Source organism: Flagellimonas sp. S3867 (genome assembly GCF_014698935.1).
GTDB lineage: Bacteria > Bacteroidota > Bacteroidia > Flavobacteriales > Flavobacteriaceae > Flagellimonas.
The window spans coordinates 1,507,383-1,532,906 of record NZ_JACVMN010000001.1; the positions used below are offsets into that span (position 1 = coordinate 1,507,383).

Here is a 25,524-nt window from a genome sequence, read left to right on the forward strand (position 1 = left end):
CTTAGCTTTTAATTACCCCATCGTCTTAACCATTCAGACTCATCTAAACCTACTCTAGAAATTTTTGCAGCAAAATTATTGGCTTCTCTTTGAGCATGGGCATCTTTTAAATCTGCTAACCATTGAAAATGTTCATCGTGATTTGACTTGAAATAAAATTGACTTTTGGACTCTTCAGCTTGAACAACTTGATTTTTTTCAGACGGCTGAAATTTAATTGTTCTTAACTCGAAAGCATCTTTTACAATGTTTAATCGAATAAACTCGGAATTATCCTCAGTTACAAAATGGAACTTGGAGTCTCTATCAACTTTTTCAAGGGGAAGGAACAGGAATTTCCTAAGTTCTCCTAACCGGACGCTATCACAACGCGCTTGAATACATAGAAAGAAACGTTCCTCTTGATCTTTTTCTAGAGGAAGTTGCTTTACCAAGGTTCCCAATGTTAAACGCGGTAATGATGACGGTTGTTTTAGATTACTCTTGTGATGCGTAAGTATTGAAAATTCAGAATCGATATCATCAGCTGGTTGTCCTATGAAAAATTCAGAAGCCGTTTTATATAGTTCTCTCTCTCTTTTAACAAACTTACCTATAGGAGCATGTTGTTCATCGCTGAAACCATTAGCTACCCATTGTTTTTTACAAGCTTCGACAAAGTTAGTGGTAATCCAATCCTTTATAAAGTCTCCACTTATGACTAATTTCTTATCCTTTATAATTTCGAGTTTTTCTTCGAATTTTTTGGTGTCAATCCATTCAAATATGTTGGATGATGAAACGGCCTCACCAGTTTCATTATAATTCAATATGGCTTGAATGGAATGTGATAGAATTTCTATAACCTGCTCCTTAGAATCTTCTGGATTGGTCAGAAGAAGTCTATGTGAAAGAAATGAAGGGTCCAGCTCTTTTTTATAAAGCTTGATCAATCTAAAAGTGTTATTTCGTATTGCCGTCAACGATTGCAAGACAAAATTGGTTAATAATCCAGAAGTTAGTTCCGTGAATTGTGTGAGGATAAAGTCAGGCAACTCATCGTAATTAATGACCTTACTATTCAATTCTGGATTATGTTTGAATTTTGGTTTACCACTTCCGTCATTACTAGCAGGTTTTGCTGCTACTAATATTTTTATATTAGTAGTAAATACACAGCAATCCCCCTTTTGGAGACCCTGAATCTCTAAGGCTTGTAAATCATTGAATATTTCATCCGTAATACCCGGTAAATCTAATTCTCCTGTATATATAACTATCAGCTTAAGACTACCCTTTCCGGTCAAGGGGTCTGATAATATTCCTCTAATAATTTTTCTGGTATGTGGCCCTCTGGGATCATCATTGTCAGCATCTTCTTCTTCGTTTTCAACTTTAACTTCCTCTTCAGCAATATTTATCTGCCAATCTAAAACCGTAATGTCAGTCTTTTTAGCCAATAAGGCTAAATTGTTGATGTCCTCCAAACTCTCAGGGTTATATACTGCACATACCTTTTTACTATTTGCAAAAATTCGTGTAATCTGCTGCGCATCGAACTCATGATGATTTGGATCCTCATTTAAAAAAGCTCTGTCGTCAATAAAAACAATACTTTGTAAAAAATCATTGGCGATTTCCTTGGAGGATTCAAAGAAGGTGCTACTCATTATCAACTTGTTTATTTTGTTCAATTTTGAAGGTAACAGTCGAACCCTTACGGGAAGTATCCAAATAAATATTATAATTCTCGGCATTCAGCACCTCCCTACTTATATGAAGACCCATACCCCTACCATTACTCTTTCTAGTAAAGCCTAATTCAAATATTCGCTTCTTATCTTGTGGAGTAACCTCAGGGCCATCATTAGATATGTAAATTCCGCTATCATCGCCATGGAGTCGTATTATTTTTTCATCTGAAGCAGTTTGATTAAGCCAATGTATGGCGTTATCTACCACGTTAACAAAAACAGGATAAAAAGTTGAGCGGAATCCGTTTATTTTCTTTTTAGCAAATCCTTTGGTATGTTTAAACTGGATATTATGCCTTTCGAACCTTGGTTTAAAAAGATCAATCAGAAATGTTTTTATTTCCAAGGCCGAAATATCCTCGCGTTTTCGATTGAGCCTTCTATTTAAAGGGGTAAACAAATTTAAATATCCATCGAGATGTTCAAAGTTAATTTTGATATTATTGTAGACACTTTCAAGGTTTTCGTTCACATCTGCCCATGCTTTTAGGTCTTTTATACTATGACGAATTGACTTAGTAGTGCTATTAAACTCATGATGTATCACACCGACTGCCAGTCCTAACTGACTCAACTCAATATCTGCATGAATACGTTCTTTCAACTCATCTAGTTCTTCTGCCATTGCATCCGCAATCTCATCACTTGTGATAACATCGTGGTTGGAGTCCTTATCCCAATAAATACCTTGCAGTTGTTTGATAATGCGTTCAAGAACACTGGTTACCCGCTCTCTTCCCCGGTTAATATCGGCCTCCATGGATCTTCGTTCGGTCACTAAATCGAAATCTTCGCTTGATTCGACACCGAGTGTTTTGAACCTATCCTTAACATCTCTAATTTGATCATCAAGCTCAATCATCAATTCGTTGGTAAGCTCTTTGACTTTAGATGTGATTTCTGAAACCGCTTCTTTCGTCTCTTTTTCTTTTCCAGAAGCTGCTCTTTTCGCCTCTATTGAAATAAAATCAACAGCTTGCTCTAAACGTTTTCTCTTACTTATTTCGATGTTTAGTCTTTCCGTATAGTCGTCCACATAAGTGTCAACATCATCAATCGCCTTAAGAAATATCCCGGACTCCAGTTTTTTAAGTTCATCCACGTAAGCTTCATAGTCCTTACGCGTATCTTTTGAAATAGTAAAGCCTTTTGGTTGAGGGACCTTAATTTTTTGCTTATAATCTTCTATTTCCTTTCTAGCCGCAAGCTCACAATCAATTAATGCCTGACTTGCCAATTCCGGATCATCTATCGAGGCTATAGAGCCGAATTTCATCTCTTGGGCTTCAAGTAAAGTATCAAGTTCAGATTTAAATCTATTGGAATTCAAATTCTCAAAAAAAGCATTTAAATTCTTTTGGAACTTCTCTTTTCTAACTTTAGCTTGTTGATCACGTCTTTCTAGTGCCTTGTAATAAGTTTCTCTTTCTGTCCTCTTTTGAGCCCAAAATTCCGTTTTTGGACTATTGCTGCCCTCTCTGAAGAAATCGGCAGCAAGTTGAATAAAGAAATTTTTCAAAATATCTTGAAGCTGTCGATAAGCCTTGTTTTCGATGAACCCTTCCCGACCAGCTTTCTCCGTTAGCTTATAATTATCAGCTCGAGAAATATTTACTACTCCAAACATCCTACGGTATGAAAAAAAGTAATAGGATGCACTTTTTGTACGGTTCCTTTCAATGTCAATAAAATCATAATCGGAATCTCCGTACGGTAACATCCTAATATTATCTCTGTAAATGTAAACTCCTCCGAATTTATCGGCCTTAGCCGTTATTCTGGAATAATTTTCAGAATCTATAATAGATTGCTTTAACCTACCTTGAACGTATGCCAGATTAATTGTGAACTTTCCGCATTCTGTTGGCTTGAAATTGTTCCCATTCCAGATAATTTTATGTTCGAACATCTTTTCTCTATAAATTTTGATTGAACCGGAGAACTGTCCAAACTCGTCAAAGGTTCCCTGGAAATGATGGTCAGCCAAGTCAAAATCCTCAGGGGTAAAAAACTGTTCTTTATCTAGAATATCGATATAGGTGCCATCATTATTTCTATAGTCCCTAAACTCTAGGTCAATTAACGGCTTTGGATGATCGGGTGTCATTGTATTCGTAAAACCCACCAACATCTTTTCAATTTTGGTGGCATCAGAATTATTTTTATCACCATCTATATAATGATTCAAAGTTTCATCGACCGGTGCAATATAAAATTGTGTTCCACCTTGATCATTTGAAAAGGCAAAATTTCCAATTAGAGTTTGATTTAGATCTTTTGGAGAAACATCGAAACTTTTAACATTACTTATTATCCGCTTGGCATCTGCTTTAGTGATGTCATCTTTTTTTGCCAATACTTCTAAGGAGTCTAGCAGCTCCTTTTTCAATAGTTCAATTTCTTTTCTGGTTGGTAAATCATCAAACTCTTGAATGGGAACAACAACGTCATCTAAGTTGAGTCCAGGCAATTCAAAAATATTCCAATTAATCAGGGCAGCTACGATCTTATGTTCTTTCTCCTTACGCTTAGCTTTTGAAATAATTAGAACCTGACTGCCAATAGAAGCAATTGCCAAACGTCCGATTCCCTTTTCGCCCATTATTGGCCGTTTTGGTTTGCCGGGATCTACTGGAGGTAGAGGAATTTTTTTGTTAGCAAATTTACTTTCAGTACCCAACGTTAGCCATCGCGATTCGAAGTCGTCCTTCGTCATCCCTAAACCATTATCCCGCAAAACCATTAGTTTTTGTTTACGGAAATAGTCTATTTCAACGTTGTCGGCATAGGCATCATGGGCATTTTTAAATAACTCATTGATTGCAGTAGGAATTCCAGCTATTTGCTGTCTTCCAAGTAAATCTAGCGCACGTGCTCTTGCTTTGAATTTTGCCATTTGTTCCAATGTTCTTTAAGTGCGTTCCCAATGGCTTCAGCCAGTTTTGGAGGCACTGCGTTTCCAATCATAGTTGCAATTGTACCCTTGCTGGATGAATAAAAGTTATAATCTAAAGGGAATGATTGGAGGGTAGCTCCTTCCCGTAAAGAAATTGCACGATTTTGCTCGGGATGAGAGTATCTTCCGGTGCTAGTATAAGTAAATCTTGTTGTAATAGTAGGTGCCGGTTTATCCCACGATAGACGGCCATATACGTCATGATGACCATCATGATTCTTATAACATTCTAGTTGGAGTCTTTCATTGTTGGCCCATGCTTTTCTGGAACCCCCATTTTTTGGTGTGTTTTTAACTCTTTCTAGGTTAAGTCCTGAAAGCCTTGATGAAGAGTGCAAAAATGAACTATTATCTTGGGTGCCTGCGCTAATCTTAGGAAATGTTTTGTAATTACCAATGGCACGTTTTACTGTAATTAAATTCTCTTTCTTTCTGATTTGTTTAGGTAGTGAAATATTTTTGGTAACCCTACTAGCAATTAAAACAAATCTTCGCCGATTTTGAGGAACACCAAAATATTTGGCGTTCAATATCTTTTGATCAAAAACATATCCTTCTTTTCTAAGGGCTTTTTTAAATTTGTGCAATGGACTGCCCGATTTAGTTTCCAAACCAGGAACATTTTCAACAAAAACAAATCCTGGAAGATAGTAAAGAACAAACTCCTTAAAATCATCTAACAATAATCTATTTCCTTTAGACTTTGTTTTATCGGATTTAAGATTTGAATAGTACTGGCAAGGACTGCATCCAACGAAGATTATATTGTCGTCGTTCCTTTTAACCGCGAGCAATTCACTCAACTTTTCACACGCAAGGTTCGAGACATCTTCATTTAAAAATTTAGCGTCGTTATTATTTTCGAAAGTCTTTTCAAACTTGGAATCTATGTCAATTCCACCAAGTACTTCGATACCAGCATTTCTGAATCCACAGCTAACCCCTCCCGCACCACAAAAGAAATCCACAGCTTTTAAAATAGGTATATCTAAGTAGTTTTTTGTTGCGGTAGTCAAGTTGATTTATTTTTTAAAGCGGTAAAACTCTTACAAATTTAAAGAAATGTTTTTAAAGTTATTTGCCTTAAACCCAGTAAACCCATTGGTAATGACTAATACTTGTTCATCATCTCCAAAGGAATCTTTGAAATCACCAATATTAATTTAGGAGGAACCCCTCTAGACACTCGTCCAAACAAATTTCACTTTGTATGCCATATTGAACTTGTCTTTTTTTAACCCTTTACATTATGCCTGCTGAAAAAGCCCTTTGGTTTGTGGGTAGACCCAGCAAAATTCACTCAAAAAAATAAAACTCTTTACAAAATCCGCTTTATGTAAAGAGTCTAATTCGAATATGGAGTCATTTTCAGAAATGGTCTAAAGGTCCATCAAACAGCAAATCTTTTTTATAGAAAGAGTAGCCCCCAAATCTTACCCTTAAACTTTGCGCATGGATCCTGTTTCGATTTTATAGTGTTCCCGCAGATAAGCGTCAAGTAAAATCGAAATAGGGCGCACTTACTATGGAGTCAATTAATATTTCCTTTTCAAAATCCTCTTTCGCAGCCTTCTTCAAATAGCAACAAACAACATCAAATTAAATCCGCAAAAAAAGGTGGGCCAAAAAGAAACAAATTGCAGCAAATAATATTTTTTACAGCAAACTTTTTCAGTGTTTATAGGGCCTCCCAAGGTTTTTGCTGTAAAAACTTTTGGAAGGTGTCTTTAATGATTCACTAATTAATTGATTTTCAATTAATTAAAAAATGTAGCGTCGCTTTAGCGCGCTACCCTCTTGCTTTACCTTCTTCGTCCTGCAAGCAGGACAAAAAATGCAAACACTACGTGCTTTATACACCTATTAAACGAACGTAAAATCCATCAAATTTAATGGAAACTTAGAGTTGAATGTTTCCGCTTATTATTTAGTTGTAAATGAATTCAATTGAATAGAAAATCTGATATCAATAGCTTTTTAGTACGTTTATTTGAATTCTCAGATTTTGGTGAGTTATTCGGTGAGCTGTAAAAATGATACCCTTGAGAAACCAATGGTAAATGTAATTCCAAAATTAGGTTCGGGAGTATATAAAAACTCCACAACACCCAAAAATACTCAGCAGCTTTAAGTATAAGAAAATACCTATTATTAATACAATAAATCTATAATCTGCACTTTACAAAAAGTAATTTAATTCAAAACGGCTTCAACCTTAATAGGAAAATGATTGCTCGTTCTGCTACCATAAAACTTCAGGACATCAGTGGTATATCCATTTGCCTGACAATTTTCATTTATTATAGTATAGTCCAATTTCTTTTTATTTGATGTAGTATCTGCATCAGGTGGAAGAATTTCCAATCCCCTATAACGAAGCCCATTGGGCTCGGTATTCCAATCGCCTATAGCACACTGAAATTCGTTATTTTTAAGACGCTGGATTATATTTTGCCGCTCTGAAGTTTTCTGGGCCGTATTTGAACATGAAAGATGAAAAGTTGCTACCTTAAATCCTCCAAAGAATTCTACCACGATAATATCCCTGGACTGTTGGGATGTACCAACATTCAATACACTTATATTTTTGAGTTCAACAGTGGATAATACAGCAATACTTTCCCCATGACCAAAATAAGTTGTTCCCCTTACAAAAAGAATATTAATATAAATATTCTTCCCATACTGCTTGGCCGCATACTCCAACTTCTTCTCTAATCCTTTTCCTTTACTCGTAATCTCTGAAAGAAACATAACATCAAAGTCTTGGTTGAATATTGTAGCTACCGAATTAAGGATTTTATCAGCATTGTTATTTTCTAGATTCCAATATATAATTTTTGCCATTTTTTTATCTAAAATGTTATTGAATTGTTATAATAGCACTGCATTAACTATTGCCAAATAAGTCCAAAATCATTTGGGCTTCCTTCTTGGCGTACCTCCAAAGTTTTATTGCCAGTTTCATAGGTAATCATCTTATTATTATTTGAAGTTGATACCTTAATACTCGAATCGTCTTTAAGCTCTTTTATACTCGCTTTTGCTTTTCTAGCACCTACTGATTGTTTTATACTATTGCCATCTTTAGCTGTGTATGAAACATTAATTGGTTCCGGCAATTGATTTTTTATATTGATTTTTGACATGGTATGTGAATTTTAATAGTAAGAGCCTTCATTCACCATCATTTCTAATTTAATAAATGAAGACTCCTATCTAGGTTAATTGCTAGACATTAAAGTAATTCTCCGAATCTTCTACTTGAGCAACTAAATTTCCAGTTACCAACTGGTCAATTTTAGCTTTTACCTTAGGATTATTCAGGGCATCTAGATCAAAAGCAGCGACAAACGTATCCGCTTCAAAATCAAGCTTGAATTTCTCATACTTAAAACAACTTGCTACCGTTGTCTTAACATCCTTAAGATTAAGTGACGTACTAGTAATCTTGAATTTGGCAATAACCGTATTTGCGGCACCTTCTCCGATAACCTCAATTGCAGAGGAAAACATAGTAACCGCATAGTTTGTTGCTTTAACATCATGACTGACTTTTATCTGATCCCCAAGTGATGTTAAGAAATCTTGGGTTTTCTTTAATACGGTTGGGTCATCTATTGCCATACCCACAGCTATTTGAAGAAACTTCGTTGAAAACGCCACAGTAGTGGTCTCTTCATGGTTAGAAGTTTGGGAAGATTTAAAGTTTGCCAAAAGAGGTAAATGTTGGGCAATTTCGAGAATTTTTGTCCCTGGAATGTTGAATGAAGGTTCTGTTTGACCTTTCATTAATTTATTTGTCACGAGACTTACAAAACCTTGAAGATAATATCTTGCATCATCAACTTTCTTTTGAATTTTTGGGTCATCAAATAAATTTTCACCTGCAAATACCATTGAAAAAAGACCGTCAGAGCCTGTGAATTTTTTACTATCCCCTTGAACACTTAACGCTTTAGGTGATTCAGCTGCGAAAATGGTCATCGCCTTTTCAGCTTTGGCAATATGCTGCAAATGTTTGTCTTGTACTGCTTCTTTTGTTGTCATAATATATAATTTAAAGAGTTAATATTCAAAATCGATTAGTAATTGTGGTATCCTGAAAGCCGAAATAGCAAGCTAAATTTTTATGCTACGGATTAAAATAATTTCTAGAATTGCGAATGGGGTCTAAATCTTTTGGCTTGAACAACCTATCTAAACCTGTCTTTACTTTAGGTTGATAAAGACTTTGTAGGTTTAGGAGAGCTTCAAATGATTGAACATGATAATCGAAATTTCCACAACTACCAGCATACATATAATTTTCAATCGCTTTATCTTGGAGGTTACTTAAAATTATTTTTGACACCTTAAACTTGGCTTGAAGAGAATGATCATTATGCACTATGCTTGCAGAGAGTATATTGAGAGCATATCCTGGATTAATTTTATCTCTAATTTCTATCTGTGAACCAATATTCATCAAATATGCCATCGTCTTCTTCAGTCTTTTTTCCTTTGGGTCCTGGTCATCAATTGTGATATTTAAAAAATCACGTGCAATGAGGTAAGTATCTTTTACATTTCTACGGTTGAATTCTTTCGAACTGAAATTTGACAATAAGGGCAGTCTTTCAACAACCTCCATAATAGCATTGGCTGAGAATTCAAAGTCTTGAGCCTTCTGGTCTTCAGCAAGTTTTCTGACTATCAAAGTCCAATACCCTTCCAAATAATATTTTGCTGTTTTCAATTCTTCTTGAAGCGTTTCATTTTTTATTTCTTGGCATTCTGGAAAAACAAAACAGAACATTCCCTTGGAACCCGTAAAATCATCTATCGATTTGTACTTATTTATTATCTCCATTTTGTATTTATTGATGAAACTTTAAATAATCTCTCATCAAATTTGACCAAACATGGGAGCTAACGAAAAATAGATGTGTGTATGGGAGTGTTTAATTAGCGAGTGGACCAAAAACTCATGTAAACAAAAAAATGAATAAAGTAATCTAAAGGAGATTAGAGGAAAAAGGTGATTTAAATGGTTCGAAACAACTTGAAAACAACTTGTTTGTGAGCTTTACTTACCGGGACTTTCTTCTCCCCTACGAAAAGCATGTTCCCAGAAAAGCCTTTGACAGAATTTATATTGACCACATAGCTCCTATGGGTTCTCAAAAAACGATCGACAGGTAATTGTGCTTCAATTTTATTGAGTCCCACGGAATACATAAAACGTTCTGATTTAGTATGTACTGAGCAATAATTACTGTCTGCTTCCAAAAAAAGAATTTCTTGAAGGGGTACGCGTTCAAAATAATGGTTCTTTTTTAGAAATAAACTATCCTTAATCTGCAAGACTTGGTTTTCATTGGAAGAAAACTCACGCTTCCCTAACATGTCTTCTTCAGGACTATTATTGGAAAAGTTCTTCAAGGCTAGTTCTATGGCAATACTCACTTGGCGGTCATTGAACGGTTTAAGTAAATAAGCATAAGGTTTTACGCTTTTGGCTCTTTCAATCAAATAATTATCTGCATGAGAAGTTAGAAAGAGAAAGGGGAGGTCGTATCTATGGTTAATCATTCGTGCCAATTCGATACCATCATGTTCCCCTTTTAGCACAATATCAATCAATATCATGTCCACATCCGGATTTTGTGCCAAAAGTTTCATAGCCTTATCAGCTGTATCTGCTATACCGGCAATTACATAATTACAGTCTCGTAATCTATTTGCAATATCATTGGCAAGTAATATCTCGTCCTCTACAACTATTAATTTTACCGATGCCGTATCCTTTGCCATGAATTTATCTGTATTTAAGCCGCTTTTAGTTTCATTTTCCAATGCGTCCCTTGATCGGTTAATCGCTTTATATTCCCATCCAGTTGCTCTATCAAGGATGTAATGAGTTTTATTCCAAAAGAGTTTTCCTTGTTCTCATCTTGAGTTGAAAAACCAACACCGTTATCACTAATATTTATTTCGAGCTCATTCTTCACTTTTTTGACACTTATCTCCAAGTTTGGGTTCGCTACGCCTTTATAAGCATATTTCAAAGAATTGACTACAACTTCATTAATGATCAATGCTACAGGAACCACTGTATCTACTGAAAGACTTACATCTATAATATCAAAACTCGGTTTGAATTTCACGCCATAACCATGAAAAAGGTCCAGCACAAGTTCTTCAATATAGTCTTTCAAGAAAATCCGGGTTTCCAAACCTTCTTGATACAATTTCTTGTGTACCAAAGACAAAGCCTCCACTCTATTCCTTCCCATCAAGATAGCTTCTTGGGCCGGATGACCGCTAAGCTCACGACTTTGAAGATTTAATAAGCTTGAAACCATTTGAAGATTATTCTTTACCCTATGATTTAGTTCTTTTAATAGCAACGCTTTCTCTTGTTCTCTAAGTGCAAGGTCATTATTTGTTCTTTTGATGGTTCTATTGCTTCTAAAAAGCAAATACGCCAACATTAGTAATATTAAGACTCCAACGACCAATATGATGACGGTATTTTTTTGGTTGGCATTAATAGTATTAAGTAATCCTATTTCTGTTTCTCTTTTATCAATCTCATAACCTGCCTTGAGTTGTTCTATTTTTTGAATTGACTCCTTATTAAGCAAACTATCATGATATACCTTATTCAATTCAAGATATTCCAAAGCTTTTTGATGGTTCTCCATTTCTTTATAGAAATCAGACAAATTTTTGCTAAAATCCCGTATTTGTTCTTTAAGTCCCGCAGTGATCGCCATATTATGGGCTTCCAACAGCTTGTCTTCTGCTAATTCCCAATTTGATTCCTTCTTATGAATACTACCAAGTTCTGCAATGTAAACTGAAGTCGAATAAGGATCACTTATTGGCCTCAATACCTTTATTGCTCCATTTAGATGATTTTTTGCCTGCACTAATTTATTTTGCGCTGCATAAACCATTCCTAGGTTTCCGAGTGTATAACCCTGCACTATGTCATGCTTTATTACTCTGTTTCTCTTTAAGGTCTCTTGAAAATACACCTCGGCACTATCGAGCCTTCCCGCCAGTCGGAAGGCCTCCCCAAGATTGAGCACCGTTAGTATTTGATTCCCATTTTTATCCGAGATATCGTAAATTTTCTTGGCCTTTTTCAAGTACCCTATGGCAGTGTTAAAATCTTCGTCACTAATACTATTGCTCGCCAATTGTCCGTATGAAGCAGCCTGTTCTTCTCTCAATCCCAAAGATTCGTATATGCGAAGCGCTGTCAACGACGCCTGCAACGAAACACTATTGTTACCCAAACGTCTTTCTATATGACCAATCTCTTCCCAAGCAGCAGCTTGAAGCAATGGCTTATCGATTTTTTGGGCAATGGCCAAGGCTTGTTTAGCAGAGATCAATGACGAATCAATATCTTGAAGATGGTAGGCCCTGAGACTTAGCAGCCTAGACTTTTCCTCAAGTGTGAGCTTTTCTTGTTGAATAAGCTTTCTAAGGCTATCGGCTATTTGAACACTTTGGGAATATGAGCAGACAAAAAAAAGTTGTATTATAAGGATAAAAATCCTTTTCATAGATACAGCTAGGGCTTTCATGAAATACTAATTTGGATTCTACTTAAGGGGTACCTGTGCCCCCTCCAGAACTAATCTTCACTAAAGGGTCTAGAACAAAGTAATACCTGCGCTGCTTATTTTTTTTCTCCTTCAAAACCATTGAGAACATAATACTATAAGAGACATTATCATCCAATTGCACATCCTTTGTTGAAATCTTACATTTCTTTTTTTTGTCAGGAGCTATATAAAGTGTCCCATCAGGGGTATTTTGTACCCATTCCTTTTTGTAATCAAATATATCATCCCAATAGCCTTGGAGCTTACAATTCTTGTCTGTAAATGCCTTGCCTACATTTTTAACCATACAGCAAACTAATTTGGGGTCCTTAAGCATACCCTTATCATCATCGCTATTGGGCTCAAGGCTAATAGTAATATGCGAGTCTGGTTCTAAAACTGGGAAAACATAGTTGCCTATGGTCACAAAATTATCAATGGCAATAGGTTCGTAAGGAGTGCCAATACCAAGATAACATTCTGTCATGGCCTCCTGAAGTGCGGGCAACAAAATTGGAAATATTATGGGCTTGGAATAGATTTTGGTCGGTTTTAATTTTATTTTAATATACATTGGTCTGGTTTTTAAATAATTGCCAATCAATATAATTGAACATCCTAAAATATTGAGCAATGTGGTTGCCTTTTTACACTTGTTTGAATTTAAGTAAAGAAATTTATTTTATCTACACATAACAAGATTTTCTTGAATGCTAAATTTTTGATTTTTTTATCCTTAAAATAAAAGATGCATGGATATTTGACTATTTAGTACGTGATTCTGCTTATGCTACATAAAAAGTTGTAGAAATTTGGCGGCAAAGAGAAGCAGATTACTAAGAGGATGTCTATTCAGGTATTGGCTAATCTAATTCAATGGAATATAAATTAGCCCAGTAAGTGTTTCTACCTCAATAATTTAATATTATACATTTGGTTTGTCTGGATTTGTTTAATACTTTTTTTATGCAAATACAATGCTATTGTGCAAATAGGGGCCTATTCGGTGAGCATAAATTTCACACCATCTCAAAAGCCCATAATATAGGGACATCTAGCTTTAAGTTCTGGTCTTTATACGCCCCTAAAGAATTGAGATTGATTTTCATTTAGCATAATTACAAAAATCAGATTTGAATCATTCTTTTGAACTCAGCCTCATAATTCTTCACTAGTCCTGTAAGGTTAAACTCCTTTCTAATTTGACTTTTGGATTTATTATCAAGTGTGTTTTTTACAATTTCCAATTCCAAAAGCATTAGTCTTGCAAAACAGAAATAAACATCTTTCATGGTATGACTACTAAAAATAGTATTGTCTATAAAAAGAAAAATGCTACTATCGTAAAAATTCAATTCACTCTTTGCAAAACCATTGTCCCAAAAATAACCATCGCTAATATTCTTGCCTCGGTACATATCTGTAAGTGGGGACCACGTGACAATAGAATCTCCATATGACATTTTCAATTTTGAATCTTGACTTCTTCCATATTTCAATAGTGATAAATAGGTTTCATAATTATCTACACTAATAAAATTGATATACTCCCTAGCGTTATAGTCCTTTTTTTGTTTGATTCTCAACACCAATTCCTCTGCAGTAGAATTGTTATAGTAGAATAGATTGTTTTGCTTAATTGGGCTGCTTTTATGCCCCTCAACGGTTAAAATATTCTGTGTTTCATTGAATAAACAGGCAAAAGGGTAAAAAACTTCTTTTCCATTAATGTCCTTGTTGGTTCCTTCATACATCAAAAATGCTGAAATTGGAGCTATAAAGATTATTGGCCCGTCCGAGTCTAACAGTTTTTCCGTATAGGACTTTGAAATTGTTTGAGGACCTGTGGTTGTTCTAGTAATTAGCTCAAAAGTATTGTGCAGTTTATGACGTTCCAGAATTTTGGTCAAGAGGGCTATAATACTTGGTTGAACTGTAGCAACAAAAATTTTAATTTTTTTTCCTTTGGACTGTGTATCAATACTACTTTTTAAAGAATCTGCGGCCATCTCGAGTTCAATAATCAGATTGTTTAACCCTATTGGAATATTGAAAAGTGAGCTGGCAACACTCTTGTAATTAGAATCCCATGTCCAATCTACCTTGTTCAGATTTAAATTATTGATAAGCTTTTCATTCAAAGCGGCATCAATCGATTTTTCTAGTTTTTTACCTTCTTCAATTTGTTTATTTATCTCACTTTCACTTATAACCTTGATACCTTTGAATTCATCAAAAGTTTTTTGCTCTATCAATTCCTGAAGATTGTTAAAAGTATTCCTGTTTTTCAACTCAATAAGTCTGTGAGTTCTGTATCCCTGATAAAACTTTGTGATAAGTATGACAAACGAAGTCGTGGTCAAAATTGTAAGAATCATTGACAATACATCTTTTACTCCAACTATACGCTCTTTACTTGAAAATGCAGAAAACCATTCTTCAATATTGGTATAAACATTCTCTGCATAGAAAATCGAAAGAATGAGCCATACTATCCCCATTAAACCAACATTACATAGTATGAATTGAAAGGTGTTCAGTCTTAAAAGCTCTCTCTTATTTTTAACAAATACTATGTCCATTAGTATTTTTTTAGTTTTTTACCGACACTATACTCACAATCAAACCACTTAACGTTAACCCTAATATTGCGGATAATACAATTAGGTTAGTGTTTCCGATAACATTAGCATAAATGGAAAGAGGTGTTGCAACCAAAAAACCAATTATGATACCTAACGATATTGCTTTCGCAGTCGTCCTGCGCCAAAAAAGAGTCAAGAAAGTTGGCAAAAAAATTGAAGCAGCTAACGCTCCATAAATCAAAAAGACCCACAATAGTTTAGGTTGTAAGAGGGCTATGGATACCCCAACGACTGCAAAAAAGACCATACCAATCCTAGCTAGAGTTATTGTATCGCATTTAGGGAGTAAAGCATTTTCTTTCAAATCAACCGAAATCAACGAGCCGACTGCACAAAAAGCAGAATCTAAGGTAGAAGTAAGTCCCGAGAATGCCATTAATGCAAATAAAATCAAACCCCATTTTGGCAGAAAATGGTCAATAACTATCGGGCCAACCATTTGTGGATCCGTCACTTCGATATTACCATTCATTACTTCACTTGCACCAACGAAACCTAACAGGGACAAAGTAATTGGAACAATCCCAAATAAAAGCCCCCCATAGATGAAAATCTTTTTAAGAGATCCTTTTTTGGCTGCATGTGCTCTTTGAGAAAACATTTGATCGGCAACTGGACCTGATATTAACCCAATAGTTGTGGCTATGCCAAAAGAGAATGCTACAACTGGATCAAATAAGTCATTAAATTGTCCAGTAACTCCACCTATTCCATTTGTAATTGCTTCAAACCCACCAGCCTCAATAACAACCCAGGGAATCAAAAAAAATCCTATTCCCAGTATCATTATCATTTGTATCATGTCAGATATAACACTTGCTCGCAATCCTGAAATCAACGAATAAACCAAGGATACAGTCGCCATCATAACAACACCATAACTGTACGGAATCCCCGCCAAAAGGCTTATTAAGGTAGCACCAGCTACACAGTTGATAACAATAGCTCCTAGTTGGTAACCCAAAGTAACAACCAGAGAGGCCTTATGTGGTAATTTCGTATTAGGAAATTTGTACTTGAAAACTTGACTTATCGTATATCCCGATGGCATTTCTTTTTTCATCTTTAAAGCAATAGGGATAAACACAAAAAAACAAATGATATTAGGTAAGGTAAACCAAAATATTCCCGGCAAACCCTGTTGATATGATTGTAAAGAGCATATAAAAATTGCTGGTGCCCATATCCACGAAACGGCCATACTAAGAGACCCTTGAAATGTTCCAAGTTTTCTGCTCATAACCAAAAAATCATCAGAAGCTCGGTTTTTACCTCTAAACAGATAAACGATTGATACTATTGCAATCGAGTAAAGAATGAAAACAAGAATTCCATTTGTATTTGTAAGCACGGTCTTTTGGTTTGGTTACTGCTAAATATATAAATAATTAGTTATCCTTTATCAAAGCAAATCTTTTTGGTTAAGCTTTTTGAATTACTTTTTATTGAATTCAAATCCATTATACTAACAGTTCACTAGATTCAATTTGAGTTCGAGGGGAGTAAAACCAATAAATATACAAATAAGAGATACAATAGAATTGCACAAAAACCTTAGTTTTTTTATGACTTTTATGTACGTTTCTTATAGGTAATCCTTAATATTTTAGGGTTTTTACACACTTAGTGCATTTCATCTAAATAATTGATTTTTAATCTATTATTATTCTCATTACCTATTCATGTTGTAATTTGAAGAAGCTCATTTCTTAAGAGTTCTTTCCCTTCAAAAAAATTACAATAATTAACCATTGAGTCATGAAAAAAGCTTTTTTTATTACCTTATTTATTTTACCTTTTTTTTTACTTGGTCAAACTGTTGAAAAACCTGATCTCTTTAAAACCGTTGATAACATTACACTTAATGACTCGGTTTACACTATAAAATCAAAGCATTCCAAATTAGATTTTAATCTTAAGCTTTGTACAAAAGATAATTGCCATGTGACCCAAGAATTTTCAAGAGGCATTCTTCCACAGACCTTGTCCAGGGCAATTATAAATTTTGTGGCAAATGAGATTGATACAACGTTGACAGACAGTTTGGTAAAACCAGAGGAAAAATTATATTTAAACCAATTGTTAACTCGAATAAATGCCGCTATAGAAGCTGAAAAGTCAGAAGCCCAAAAAGCTACAGAAGCAATAGATAATGAGAAAGATCAAGATGCTGCTATAGTTGTGTTTAAAGAAACAGCAAGGTTTTCGGTTAATCCTCCAACAAAACTTGAAAAGAGAAAGTATTATAAACATGTTGACACCACTCATAGTCATGAAGGAGAAGAACTAATTTTAAAAGAAGCAGTAATACATTTTTTCAATAACAAAGCTTCTTCAATTTATCTGCAAGCTAAGATTAAATGTGAAACGAATAGTTATGAATCTATAAATCTATATAATTACAAATACAGTATTCCCTTACGAGCTTTCAATTATTATGATAATGCGAGCAAATTAGTAAGAGTTAAATACATTTTAACTGGAGAAGCTAATAATGGAGAGGAGATTGAAGTTCATGTAAATGATGTATTTGATTATATAAACGTAGGAGAAAAGAACCAAGGAAACTTTGGCTTTTCAATAGCCAACCAAAAGTTCAGAGTAGCCAATGGTGAAAACGAACCAAATACATTTAAGGTAACTCAACGTCGTTTCTTCGACTTTTTTACTGGTGTAGTCCATTCTGATTTGATGGGATTCAATACGGATAACAGCAACTCACTTATTAATGCACAGGCAAGCCTTTTAATGCCATTGAATCTGGGTAACTGGTCAAAGTTAACAGCCATAAAACAATTTAGGCTTACAATTAATGTCGCATTGAATAATAGTTTTGAAAATGAAAATCGATTCATAAGTTTTTCAGATACCGATATGGTTTCGCATTTCGATTTATTGAGAAAAAACAATCTTAATGGAACCTTAAGTGCAGATATATTGAGTTATGAATCTAAGGGCTGGTTTTCAACTTATTCACTTGGCTATAATCTTGGATTTTATCGATCAGGCTTTCGCTATTCAAACACTCAAGCAGGCACGGAAGATGCTGTAACCAATGGTCAAGTGCTCTCTATTTCCCACGGGCCGTATATCAATTTTGAGTTCCGCCCTCAAGATAACTTTGGGGCAGATATTATGTTTAGTTTGGAGGAATTTAACATAAACGATCAGTTAGATATTAACGAACGTGATTTTAGAGATGATATTATTGAAGAGGCTGAATCTAACTTATTTTTGGTTAAACATAATTTGGTGAATTTTTCTGCAAATTTTTATTGGCTTACCAGTCCTCAGAAGTCTAATGGTGGGGTTTACGCTCGAGTTGGTGCAGCATACCATACCCCTACCGATGCTATTTTTCCACAAATATTAGTTGGTTATGCAACCAATCTAACATCTTTTGTAAATCGTTTTAAACCGAAAACAACCTCGGAACCTAACTAGAATTAAACAGATTCAAAACCTATATAAACTGACCGTTTTTTGATTATACTGTTATGGCTTTACAAATGATTAAAATCTAAATAATATTACCATGCCAATTAAACAACCAATAGAAAAATTACCAATAATCAATGCCCATTCACATGTTTTTACCTCAAAACATGTGCCTCCTCTTTTGGCTAAAAAATTCATGCCTTTTCCTTTATATTATTTAGCACACCTAGATATGATTATCGGAATCTATAAATTCTTTAGAAGTTTCAAAAACCTTTATTATCAAAATTGGCATCGTAGTTTACGTAGATTCCTTTACTATTTATCGGCAGCAGTTACCAGAAATCCTGTACTAAAGGTGCTCCATTGGCTATTTAGTGTTTGGCTGGTGCTGTTGGCATTTTATTATTTATATGATTGGATTATAAGACTAACAGGTGATACAGGTACCAAGGGAACATCGATTGGCGTTGCAATAGAGGCCTTAAGGGTTGTACTTGTAAAATACAGCATTTTCCCTGTGAATCTCCCCATTTTAACTCGGATAGTTATTGTTCTATTCGTTTTACTATTTATTAAGTCTGGTAGAAATCTCATCTTCTTTGTTTTCAAAAAGGTTTTAAAGTTTTTTAAACTTATTCCTGGCAAAGAAAGTACAAAATTGATAGACAGGTATTTGCTGATAGCCAAGTTTGCCGTATATAAAAAACAAACAAATATCTTTTCGAAGATGAAAGACCAGTACCCAAAAGGTTCTGGTTTCATATTGCTTCCAATGGACATGAAATACATGAAAGCTGGAAATTGTAAGGAATCTTATCAAAGTCAACTTATGGAGTTGGAGAAAATTAAAACCTCCGATACCTATAAACGCCAGGGAGTTAAAATTCACCCCTTTGTCTTTATCGACCCCAGAAGAATTCGAGATGATATGAAAAACGGTAAGACCAATTCATTTTCAAAATCAGACCTATTCAACTATTCGTATGTTGATGGACAAATTAATTTAGAAAAAAGCTTGGTAAAAACCTTTATTGAAGAGCACAAGTTTAGCGGTTTTAAGATCTATCCCGCAATAGGATATTATCCATTTGAAAAGGAATTACTTCCTCTTTGGAAATATGCCGCAGATAACGAAATACCGATTATGAGCCATTGCATTAAGGGTACTATCTTCTATAGAGGTAATAAAAAAAGAGAATGGGATGAGCATTGGGTTTTTAAAGATGAGGACACTGATGCCCAACTTTTGTTGCCCCAGGTAAAAAATATTGAATTCCAAATAAATTTTACGCATCCGATGAATTTCTTATGTCTTATAGAGGAGCCTTTCTTAAGGGTTTTAATTGAAAAGTATAACGATATTGATTTAAAGAAAATCTTTGGTTATACTGATTCAAAAACGCCATTAAAGCATAATTTAAGAAATCTAAAAATATGTTTAGCACATTATGGTGGTGAAGACCAATGGAAAAAATATCTGGAAAAGGATAGTTATGGGTATAGTCAGCAAATAATTAAGCAACCTGGGTTTGGAATTGATTTCATTAAATTTTTACCAGCAACAAAGGATATCGACTACAACCGTCTTGCTCAAATGTGGAAGTATGTGGACTGGTATAGTATAATAAGTAGTATGATGATGCGGTATCCTAATGTTTATGCGGATATCAGTTATATCCTTCATGATGCAGAAATTTTTCCGCTTTTGAAGGAAACTTTGAAATCTAGATATGGGCAATTAAAGCATCGAGTTCTATTTGGAACTGACTTTTACGTTGTTCGAAATCATAATTCTGAGAAAGATTTATTTGTATCTAGCGATGCCCTGCTCTCAGATGAAGAATTTCATTTAATCGCTAAAGAAAATCCAAGAAATTTTTTGAAATTAACAACATAGATAATTATAATATAATATTGAAGTTAGAAACTATTTAAAACCTGCGGAGTATGGCACTTACAAAAAAGAGTATTCCAAAATACAGTATAAAAGATTTGAGCTTTTATAATTTCAAGGGAATACAAGATATAGCAATTTCTAATTTGCCAAAGGGGGCTCCGTGGATATTCCTAACTGGAGAAAATGGATTTGGGAAAACCTCCGTCTTGCAGGCTATAGCATCAAGTCTGATTGGACTTGAAGAACATACTTTTAAGTTTTTCAGTAATAGAAATAATACATCTATAAAAACGAAATTACATGGCAGTAATCGAAAATATGAAGTCTCAGGGTCAAATTTGAACTACGCTAACAATAGTAATGGTAGATTTCCATATCTGGCATGTTATGGTTCATCTAGATTGGATACATATACAGAAAGTAGCTTAAAATCAAATGATTCTTTTGGCATTAGCAAAAGTTTATATGATTCAAGAGCTTACTTAGAAAATATTGAATTTCAGTTCACACGGTGGCATGCAAAAGAAAAGCATAAAGATTCTCAGGAAAAATATGAATACATCAAAGAACTACTTGTAGACATATTGGAACTAGATGACATTATAGTCGACTATGAATCTGATAAGGTCCAATATATTGAAAAAGATCATGATAATATTTTATACGAAAAGGTAACTTCTGAAGAATTGGCATCTGGGTATAGAAGTCTTATAGCAATGATTGGTGATATGATTTTAAGGTTATTCAGAACTCAACTCAACATTAATAATCCTTCAAAACTTGAAGGGCTAGTTATTATCGATGAATTAGATTTACATTTTCATCCTAAGTGGCAAAAAAAGCTGCCTGGTATTTTAACCAAACATTTCCCTAAAATACAGTTCATAGCATCTACCCATAGCCCAATCCCTCTTCTGGGAGCGCCAAAAAATAGTGTTGTATTGAGAGTTGATAGAAATGTCCAAAGCGGTATTTCTATTACTAGAGTCGATGACAAAATTTATTTGGAAGAGTTGCTACCCAACACGATATTGACTTCTCCCATTTTTGGAATGGAAAACATCACAAATGATTTTAGAGAACAAGGAAGTATGGTTAGAACCGAAAGCACTTATGATGAACTAAAATTCTCAGATCAATTGAAAGGCAAAATAGAGGGTTTTATGACGGATCAAAAGGAACATGACTTAATCGAAAGATTTAAAAAGAAAAGATCATGAGATTCATAATAAAACCGACAGAACATCAAACAGCCAAGTTAAAAAGTCAAGCAACATATCTTGAATTGTTAAATATTGCTCGGAACAAATTAAAAAATAGAATAAAGGATTCTATATACCGAGATTCTTATAGTACGGCTGAAGAAAAGCGGTCTAAGGTTGAGGATCAACTCGCTCTAAGCTATTTCAACAAATGTGGGTATTGCGAAAGATTATGTAAAGCCGATGTAGAACATTACAGGCCTAAAAAGGGAGTAGATGACGATGGAAATCATGAGGGTTATTATTGGTTATGTTATGAGTGGACTAATTTATTGCCTGCCTGCGTAAAGTGTAATAGAGATGGTGGTAAGCATAATCAATTTCCAATTCTTGGTCAAAGAGTAAACAATCCGTCTTTTTTACCAGATAACAATTTAGATTTAGATAAAAATAAAGCGAATAATACTCCTCTTAGGGAAGAATCTCCATATTTGCTTCATCCAGAAGTAGATAACCCATCTGATTATTTTGAATTTGAGTTAGATCCAAATGGAGATGGCATAAGAATTAAAGGAAATGATGATATTGGAAGAGGGGAAAGCACAATAAGTATTTGTTCGTTAAATAGACAAGAGTTACGTTTAGAAAGAGTAGAAAACGTAATTAATCAATTTAAAATGTCAATAGAAAGTGCCTTCGTAATGTTTGACGAGGAGGATTCATTTACTGAGGATGATCTTATAAACTCGATTGAGCTCCAGCTATTTGCTCTTATAAATTTTTCCAACAATAAAGAATCTACACATACTCTTTTACGAAAGTATATAGTAGAAAGTTCTGGGAATTTTGAAAAAATTGTACTTCCTTTTTTGTCGACGGGTATAAGAAATATAGTCATGGCTGCCTATAATTCGATAGTAAACAACTAGAGTAATAAGATACAAAAACATTTGGCTATATGTGAAATCGAGTAGGGCGTTTAGATGAAATATTACCCAAAAGTCACCTATTCGGTGAGCTTAAATTCTTGAGCGGTTGAAAAGCCCTTATTTATTAGCATTTTGAGACATTAGTTCTAGTCCCTCCGGCTCCACCTACGCTCCCCGAAGCCTTATGCGAAGGGGAGCTTTTTCATTAAATCTTATATCTTTCTGGTTTATAAATTTTGTGTCCCTATCAGGGAAGCTCCGGTGGACGCTATCCACTTTATACCCAAATCTTATGAAACTTCCCTACGCAGTCTACATTTTAAAATGTTCCAACGGACAATATTATACCGGTTTTTCTGGAAATCTGAGTCAACGCATCAGTGCCCATTCCAAAGGTCAAGTTCACTTTACTATGGATAAACTGCCCATTGAACTGGTGCATGTTTCCTACTTTATCCATAAACAAAAAACGTATGATTATGAGCGCTATCTAAAATCGGGTTCTGGAATCGCATTCCGTAACAAACGTTTGATTTAAAATTCAACACTGCTCTTTCGTTGATTACCATTATCTTCGAAATCATTACTAATTCCCATGTCCACAGGAAAATCTTGGTTACGCATTCTTATCGACCTCATCGAGGCTTTTATTAATAGCAAGGAGGGCAACAAAAGAGGCCGCACTTGGCACCAACATGTAGTCCCATTTGAAGAAGGTTGGGCCTTACGCCGTGAAGGTAACAAACGTGTGACCAGCAAACATCGCAAACAGAGTACGGCGATTCGCAAAGCCAAAAGTCTGGCCAAAAAATATAAGGCAGACGTTATAATTCATAGAGCAAGTGGAGGTATTCGGGAGCGAATTAGTTATGACGATTAAAACTAGCGTATGTTAAGTTGAATCTCGATTCAAGCATAGACTTCCGCCAAAGTCTCTCCGCCACCGCTAGACTATGTCCAGTGGTTTAATAGTAAACAAAAAAATACAAAAGCTATTCAGGTAAAACGTAAGAAGCTATTTGTTTTACCACAAGATGCAATCTTGCGGCAGCATGCGGAAATTTTTATTGGCTTTTAAACTAAGAAAACTTTTTTTGTGTACTTTTAGCTACAAATCATACAATTAAAACCCCAAATTTTAGTTGAAACTTAATCTTTTTTTATGGAACTATTTCAAAGATTTTTCCGTGGTGGAGAGGATTTCTGTATTAAAATGACTGCTCAGCCTTATAGTCTAGCAATATATGAATCTTTCGATGCTGACGTTGAACCTACCTTTACAGCAAATTATAATAACATTGAAGCACTTCAGGAAGCATATGATCAAAAAGTAGTGCCGATCTTTCCTGAATTAGATGACCTTGTCAGTGCCCCATGTATGGATGAAAATAATGAAGAAGTAGAACCGTTAAATGACCTTGCTGCTGAATTTAAAAAAATAGCAAAACATCAAAAAAAAAGCGTAAGGCCCCGAAGAACAAAAAAAACAATCGATTAGAAGCACTTTATGCTGTCACACAGCATCTTGAGGATGAATGTGAGTATACTATTGTCCTTAAAGATAAAAATGCTTCTGTATTGAATGTAGGCCCGTCGAAGCAAGGTGGTTTACCTGACTTACCGGAAGATATTGAATGGCCACCTAAACTTCAGTTTCTATGTCAAATTAACCTTGATGAGATAAAAAAATATGATTGGCACGATTATCTTCCCGGTTCTGGAATGATTTGGGTCTTTATCAGTGATGATGCATTGGAAGGGCAGGTTTTTTACAGAACATCAAGTGAAGGTTTAAGCCAAAGGCCAAAACCTGAATTTCTCAAAACTATCAACAATGCAACTTTTAAGGAAAAGGCATGGGACTATTCTAGTGCTTATTACTTGGTAAGGGAAGAAAACGAGTATGATGGATTAGTGGAATTATCACAAGATTTATATGACAGGATAGATAAGGTAAGCCCATATCTTGAACACGTCAGAGATCAATCGGACAGGCTTTTCGGTGAACCAACCGATTTTATGGGGTCGGGCATTGACTGGGAGGTTTATGGTCAGGACCTAAATACCATAGATAATCCAGTTCAACTTCTTCAGCTATCTTATTACGATGGATTCATTTACGTGGCATGTTCTAGGGCAGCATTAAAACTAGGCCGTTTAGACAGCAGTGATTTTGTCTTTGCTGGAGCAGGGTCTTAGCAGTTTCCTGTGCTTACAACCTCCTCTCGCTAGTTAAAACTAGCGACAACCACAAGTAACTAAATACAAAAACTATCTGAAAAACTGAATTCTATTTTGTGGCGGATTATCGTCCGCAGATTTCTCGATTTTTTCCTTTTCCTTTGATTTCAAACCCAAATCATTTCCCATGGAAAAAGACAAAACATTAGACCTAGAAAACCTAGACCTCCCTTTGCAAGCTTATTTTGGTTCGTTAACGCCCCAGAAAAGAGATTTTAGTGCCACTCACCTGAAGTTTAAAGGCTATCGTGATCTGCTTTTTAAGTTGGAGTCGCTGCTCCATGTTTGTATTTTGGCCCTGGACAATGAAAATTCTGGAAATCATACAGACATTGTGGAACCGGATGTGAGCATCTTATCTGTTTTGGAAATGGCGGCCCAAATGATTCCGCATGAAGAGGCAGAGTTTTTGGATGGGGTGAGGGAGCAAAGTTTAAATTGTAAAGTCAAATCTGATTCAACAAACTAGTAACTAGATTTAATTCAACTCTCTCCTTCACCAAAAAAATAGCTGAAAAACCTCATTTTCCGACCAAAACAACCACATCTACCATTTATCTATACCATTTTTGCTTTTATCGAATGATTTATGTCAAAACATGAGGTTTTCAAAACTTTGCCCCAAAGAAATTCCCCATGAAAACAATAGCGTACAACCTCAAAAAAGAGTTTTCCATTCCTTCTAATGTGACCGCGGCTATCTGCTGTTTCATACTCTCCGTTACTATTTTTTTTATAATGGGAGTCATTAACAGGGAAGTGCTTTTGTAATCAATAGATCAAGACAGTCCCCCTTACTTTTTAAGCACTAGATTATTTCAGATACTCACATTAAATTATCCTTATTAATCGGTTAGGTTTTTTGTCATTTTTCGG

Annotated in this window: 22 protein-coding genes; 10 read left to right on the plus strand and 12 right to left on the minus strand. The window is 34.9% G+C overall.

Going from position 1 to position 25,524, the window contains the following annotated elements:
* Positions 1-8: 8 nt before the first annotated feature.
* The 12 genes from IAG46_RS06750 to IAG46_RS06805 all read right to left on the minus strand — a co-directional run bounded on the left by IAG46_RS06750 (position 9) and on the right by IAG46_RS06805 (position 16,289).
* The gene (locus IAG46_RS06750; RefSeq protein ID WP_190809536.1) at positions 9-1,649 is read right to left on the minus strand and encodes a response regulator receiver domain; all 1,641 of its coding nucleotides are present in this window, start codon (positions 1,647-1,649) and stop codon (positions 9-11) included.
* Positions 1,642-4,629 (minus strand): ATP-binding protein, encoded by a 2,988-nt coding sequence (locus IAG46_RS06755; RefSeq protein WP_190809537.1) that lies wholly within the window; start codon positions 4,627-4,629, stop codon positions 1,642-1,644. Before IAG46_RS06755 ends, IAG46_RS06750 begins: the two co-directional genes overlap by 8 nt.
* Complete coding sequence (locus IAG46_RS06760; protein ID WP_223826598.1) at positions 4,596-5,705, minus strand: DNA cytosine methyltransferase; 1,110 nt, start codon at positions 5,703-5,705, stop codon at positions 4,596-4,598. The genes IAG46_RS06755 and IAG46_RS06760 overlap by 34 nt, the downstream gene beginning before the upstream one ends.
* Before the next feature lie 1,177 nt (positions 5,706-6,882).
* Complete coding sequence (locus IAG46_RS06765; protein ID WP_190809538.1) at positions 6,883-7,536, minus strand: hypothetical protein; 654 nt, start codon at positions 7,534-7,536, stop codon at positions 6,883-6,885.
* Positions 7,537-7,583: 47 nt separating this feature from the next.
* Positions 7,584-7,838 (minus strand): hypothetical protein, encoded by a 255-nt coding sequence (locus tag IAG46_RS06770; RefSeq protein ID WP_190809539.1) that lies wholly within the window; start codon positions 7,836-7,838, stop codon positions 7,584-7,586.
* 82 nt (positions 7,839-7,920) lie between these two features.
* Positions 7,921-8,739, minus strand: a complete 819-nt coding sequence (locus tag IAG46_RS06775; protein ID WP_190809540.1) for a hypothetical protein — start codon at positions 8,737-8,739, stop codon at positions 7,921-7,923.
* A gap of 85 nt (positions 8,740-8,824) precedes the next feature.
* Complete coding sequence (locus IAG46_RS06780) at positions 8,825-9,541, minus strand: hypothetical protein (RefSeq protein WP_190809541.1); 717 nt, start codon at positions 9,539-9,541, stop codon at positions 8,825-8,827.
* Between the two features lie 173 nt (positions 9,542-9,714).
* Complete coding sequence (locus tag IAG46_RS06785; protein WP_190809542.1) at positions 9,715-10,485, minus strand: LytTR family DNA-binding domain-containing protein; 771 nt, start codon at positions 10,483-10,485, stop codon at positions 9,715-9,717.
* Between the two features lie 14 nt (positions 10,486-10,499).
* Positions 10,500-12,272: a histidine kinase dimerization/phosphoacceptor domain -containing protein gene (locus tag IAG46_RS06790; protein WP_223826599.1), complete on the minus strand. Its 1,773-nt coding sequence runs from the start codon at positions 12,270-12,272 to the stop codon at positions 10,500-10,502.
* A 22-nt stretch (positions 12,273-12,294) separates the two neighbouring features.
* The gene (locus IAG46_RS06795) at positions 12,295-12,867 is read right to left on the minus strand and encodes a hypothetical protein (RefSeq protein WP_190809543.1); all 573 of its coding nucleotides are present in this window, start codon (positions 12,865-12,867) and stop codon (positions 12,295-12,297) included.
* A 553-nt stretch (positions 12,868-13,420) separates the two neighbouring features.
* Positions 13,421-14,875, minus strand: a complete 1,455-nt coding sequence (locus tag IAG46_RS06800) for a hypothetical protein (protein ID WP_190809544.1) — start codon at positions 14,873-14,875, stop codon at positions 13,421-13,423.
* Positions 14,876-14,885: 10 nt separating this feature from the next.
* Positions 14,886-16,289 carry a hypothetical protein gene (locus IAG46_RS06805; RefSeq protein ID WP_190809545.1) on the minus strand — a complete coding sequence of 468 codons (1,404 nt, stop codon included), beginning with the start codon at positions 16,287-16,289 and terminating at the stop codon, positions 14,886-14,888.
* Between the two features lie 407 nt (positions 16,290-16,696).
* Between IAG46_RS06805 and IAG46_RS06810 the strand changes: the two genes are divergently transcribed.
* From IAG46_RS06810 to IAG46_RS17735, 10 genes are all read left to right on the plus strand, one after another.
* Positions 16,697-18,382, plus strand: a complete 1,686-nt coding sequence (locus IAG46_RS06810) for a hypothetical protein (RefSeq protein ID WP_190809546.1) — start codon at positions 16,697-16,699, stop codon at positions 18,380-18,382.
* A 91-nt stretch (positions 18,383-18,473) separates the two neighbouring features.
* On the plus strand, positions 18,474-20,276 hold the full coding sequence (locus IAG46_RS06815) for an amidohydrolase family protein (protein WP_190809547.1): 1,803 nt from the start codon (positions 18,474-18,476) through the stop codon (positions 20,274-20,276).
* Between the two features lie 50 nt (positions 20,277-20,326).
* Positions 20,327-21,496, plus strand: a complete 1,170-nt coding sequence (locus IAG46_RS06820) for an AAA family ATPase (protein WP_190809548.1) — start codon at positions 20,327-20,329, stop codon at positions 21,494-21,496.
* On the plus strand, positions 21,493-22,407 hold the full coding sequence (locus IAG46_RS06825; RefSeq protein ID WP_190809549.1) for a hypothetical protein: 915 nt from the start codon (positions 21,493-21,495) through the stop codon (positions 22,405-22,407). The genes IAG46_RS06820 and IAG46_RS06825 overlap by 4 nt, the downstream gene beginning before the upstream one ends.
* Positions 22,408-22,699: 292 nt before the next feature.
* Positions 22,700-22,945, plus strand: a complete 246-nt coding sequence (locus IAG46_RS06830) for a GIY-YIG nuclease family protein (RefSeq protein ID WP_190809550.1) — start codon at positions 22,700-22,702, stop codon at positions 22,943-22,945.
* A gap of 57 nt (positions 22,946-23,002) precedes the next feature.
* Positions 23,003-23,287, plus strand: a complete 285-nt coding sequence (locus IAG46_RS06835; protein ID WP_190809551.1) for a DUF2188 domain-containing protein — start codon at positions 23,003-23,005, stop codon at positions 23,285-23,287.
* Between the two features lie 282 nt (positions 23,288-23,569).
* Positions 23,570-23,905 (plus strand): hypothetical protein, encoded by a 336-nt coding sequence (locus IAG46_RS06840; RefSeq protein ID WP_190809552.1) that lies wholly within the window; start codon positions 23,570-23,572, stop codon positions 23,903-23,905.
* A gap of 80 nt (positions 23,906-23,985) precedes the next feature.
* The gene (locus tag IAG46_RS06845; protein WP_190809553.1) at positions 23,986-24,606 is read left to right on the plus strand and encodes a DUF1963 domain-containing protein; all 621 of its coding nucleotides are present in this window, start codon (positions 23,986-23,988) and stop codon (positions 24,604-24,606) included.
* 169 nt (positions 24,607-24,775) lie between these two features.
* A complete protein-coding gene (locus tag IAG46_RS06850; protein WP_190809554.1) occupies positions 24,776-25,117 on the plus strand; it encodes a hypothetical protein in 342 nt (113 codons plus the stop codon).
* A gap of 167 nt (positions 25,118-25,284) precedes the next feature.
* Positions 25,285-25,419, plus strand: a complete 135-nt coding sequence (locus IAG46_RS17735) for a hypothetical protein (RefSeq protein ID WP_255512506.1) — start codon at positions 25,285-25,287, stop codon at positions 25,417-25,419.
* The last annotated feature ends 105 nt before the right edge of the window (positions 25,420-25,524 follow it).

Excerpts from the sequence above, each read along its gene's own strand:
- IAG46_RS06750 (WP_190809536.1), bottom strand. The coding sequence starts at position 1,649 with ATGAGTAGCACCTTCTTTGAATCCTCCAAGGAAATCGCCAATGATTTT.
- IAG46_RS06755 (WP_190809537.1), bottom strand. The coding sequence starts at position 4,629 with ATGGCAAAATTCAAAGCAAGAGCACGTGCGCTAGATTTACTTGGAAGA.
- IAG46_RS06765 (WP_190809538.1), bottom strand. The coding sequence starts at position 7,536 with ATGGCAAAAATTATATATTGGAATCTAGAAAATAACAATGCTGATAAA.
- IAG46_RS06770 (WP_190809539.1), bottom strand. The coding sequence starts at position 7,838 with ATGTCAAAAATCAATATAAAAAATCAATTGCCGGAACCAATTAATGTT.
- IAG46_RS06775 (WP_190809540.1), bottom strand. The coding sequence starts at position 8,739 with ATGACAACAAAAGAAGCAGTACAAGACAAACATTTGCAGCATATTGCC.
- IAG46_RS06780 (WP_190809541.1), bottom strand. The coding sequence starts at position 9,541 with ATGGAGATAATAAATAAGTACAAATCGATAGATGATTTTACGGGTTCC.
- IAG46_RS06785 (WP_190809542.1), bottom strand. The coding sequence starts at position 10,485 with ATGGCAAAGGATACGGCATCGGTAAAATTAATAGTTGTAGAGGACGAG.
- IAG46_RS06790 (WP_223826599.1), bottom strand. The coding sequence starts at position 12,272 with ATGAAAGCCCTAGCTGTATCTATGAAAAGGATTTTTATCCTTATAATA.
- IAG46_RS06795 (WP_190809543.1), bottom strand. The coding sequence starts at position 12,867 with ATGTATATTAAAATAAAATTAAAACCGACCAAAATCTATTCCAAGCCC.
- IAG46_RS06800 (WP_190809544.1), bottom strand. The coding sequence starts at position 14,875 with ATGGACATAGTATTTGTTAAAAATAAGAGAGAGCTTTTAAGACTGAAC.
- IAG46_RS06810 (WP_190809546.1), top strand. The coding sequence starts at position 16,697 with ATGAAAAAAGCTTTTTTTATTACCTTATTTATTTTACCTTTTTTTTTA.
- IAG46_RS06815 (WP_190809547.1), top strand. The coding sequence starts at position 18,474 with ATGCCAATTAAACAACCAATAGAAAAATTACCAATAATCAATGCCCAT.
- IAG46_RS06820 (WP_190809548.1), top strand. The coding sequence starts at position 20,327 with ATGGCACTTACAAAAAAGAGTATTCCAAAATACAGTATAAAAGATTTG.
- IAG46_RS06825 (WP_190809549.1), top strand. The coding sequence starts at position 21,493 with ATGAGATTCATAATAAAACCGACAGAACATCAAACAGCCAAGTTAAAA.
- IAG46_RS06830 (WP_190809550.1), top strand. The coding sequence starts at position 22,700 with ATGAAACTTCCCTACGCAGTCTACATTTTAAAATGTTCCAACGGACAA.
- IAG46_RS06835 (WP_190809551.1), top strand. The coding sequence starts at position 23,003 with ATGTCCACAGGAAAATCTTGGTTACGCATTCTTATCGACCTCATCGAG.
- IAG46_RS06840 (WP_190809552.1), top strand. The coding sequence starts at position 23,570 with ATGGAACTATTTCAAAGATTTTTCCGTGGTGGAGAGGATTTCTGTATT.
- IAG46_RS06850 (WP_190809554.1), top strand. The coding sequence starts at position 24,776 with ATGGAAAAAGACAAAACATTAGACCTAGAAAACCTAGACCTCCCTTTG.
- IAG46_RS17735 (WP_255512506.1), top strand. The coding sequence starts at position 25,285 with ATGAAAACAATAGCGTACAACCTCAAAAAAGAGTTTTCCATTCCTTCT.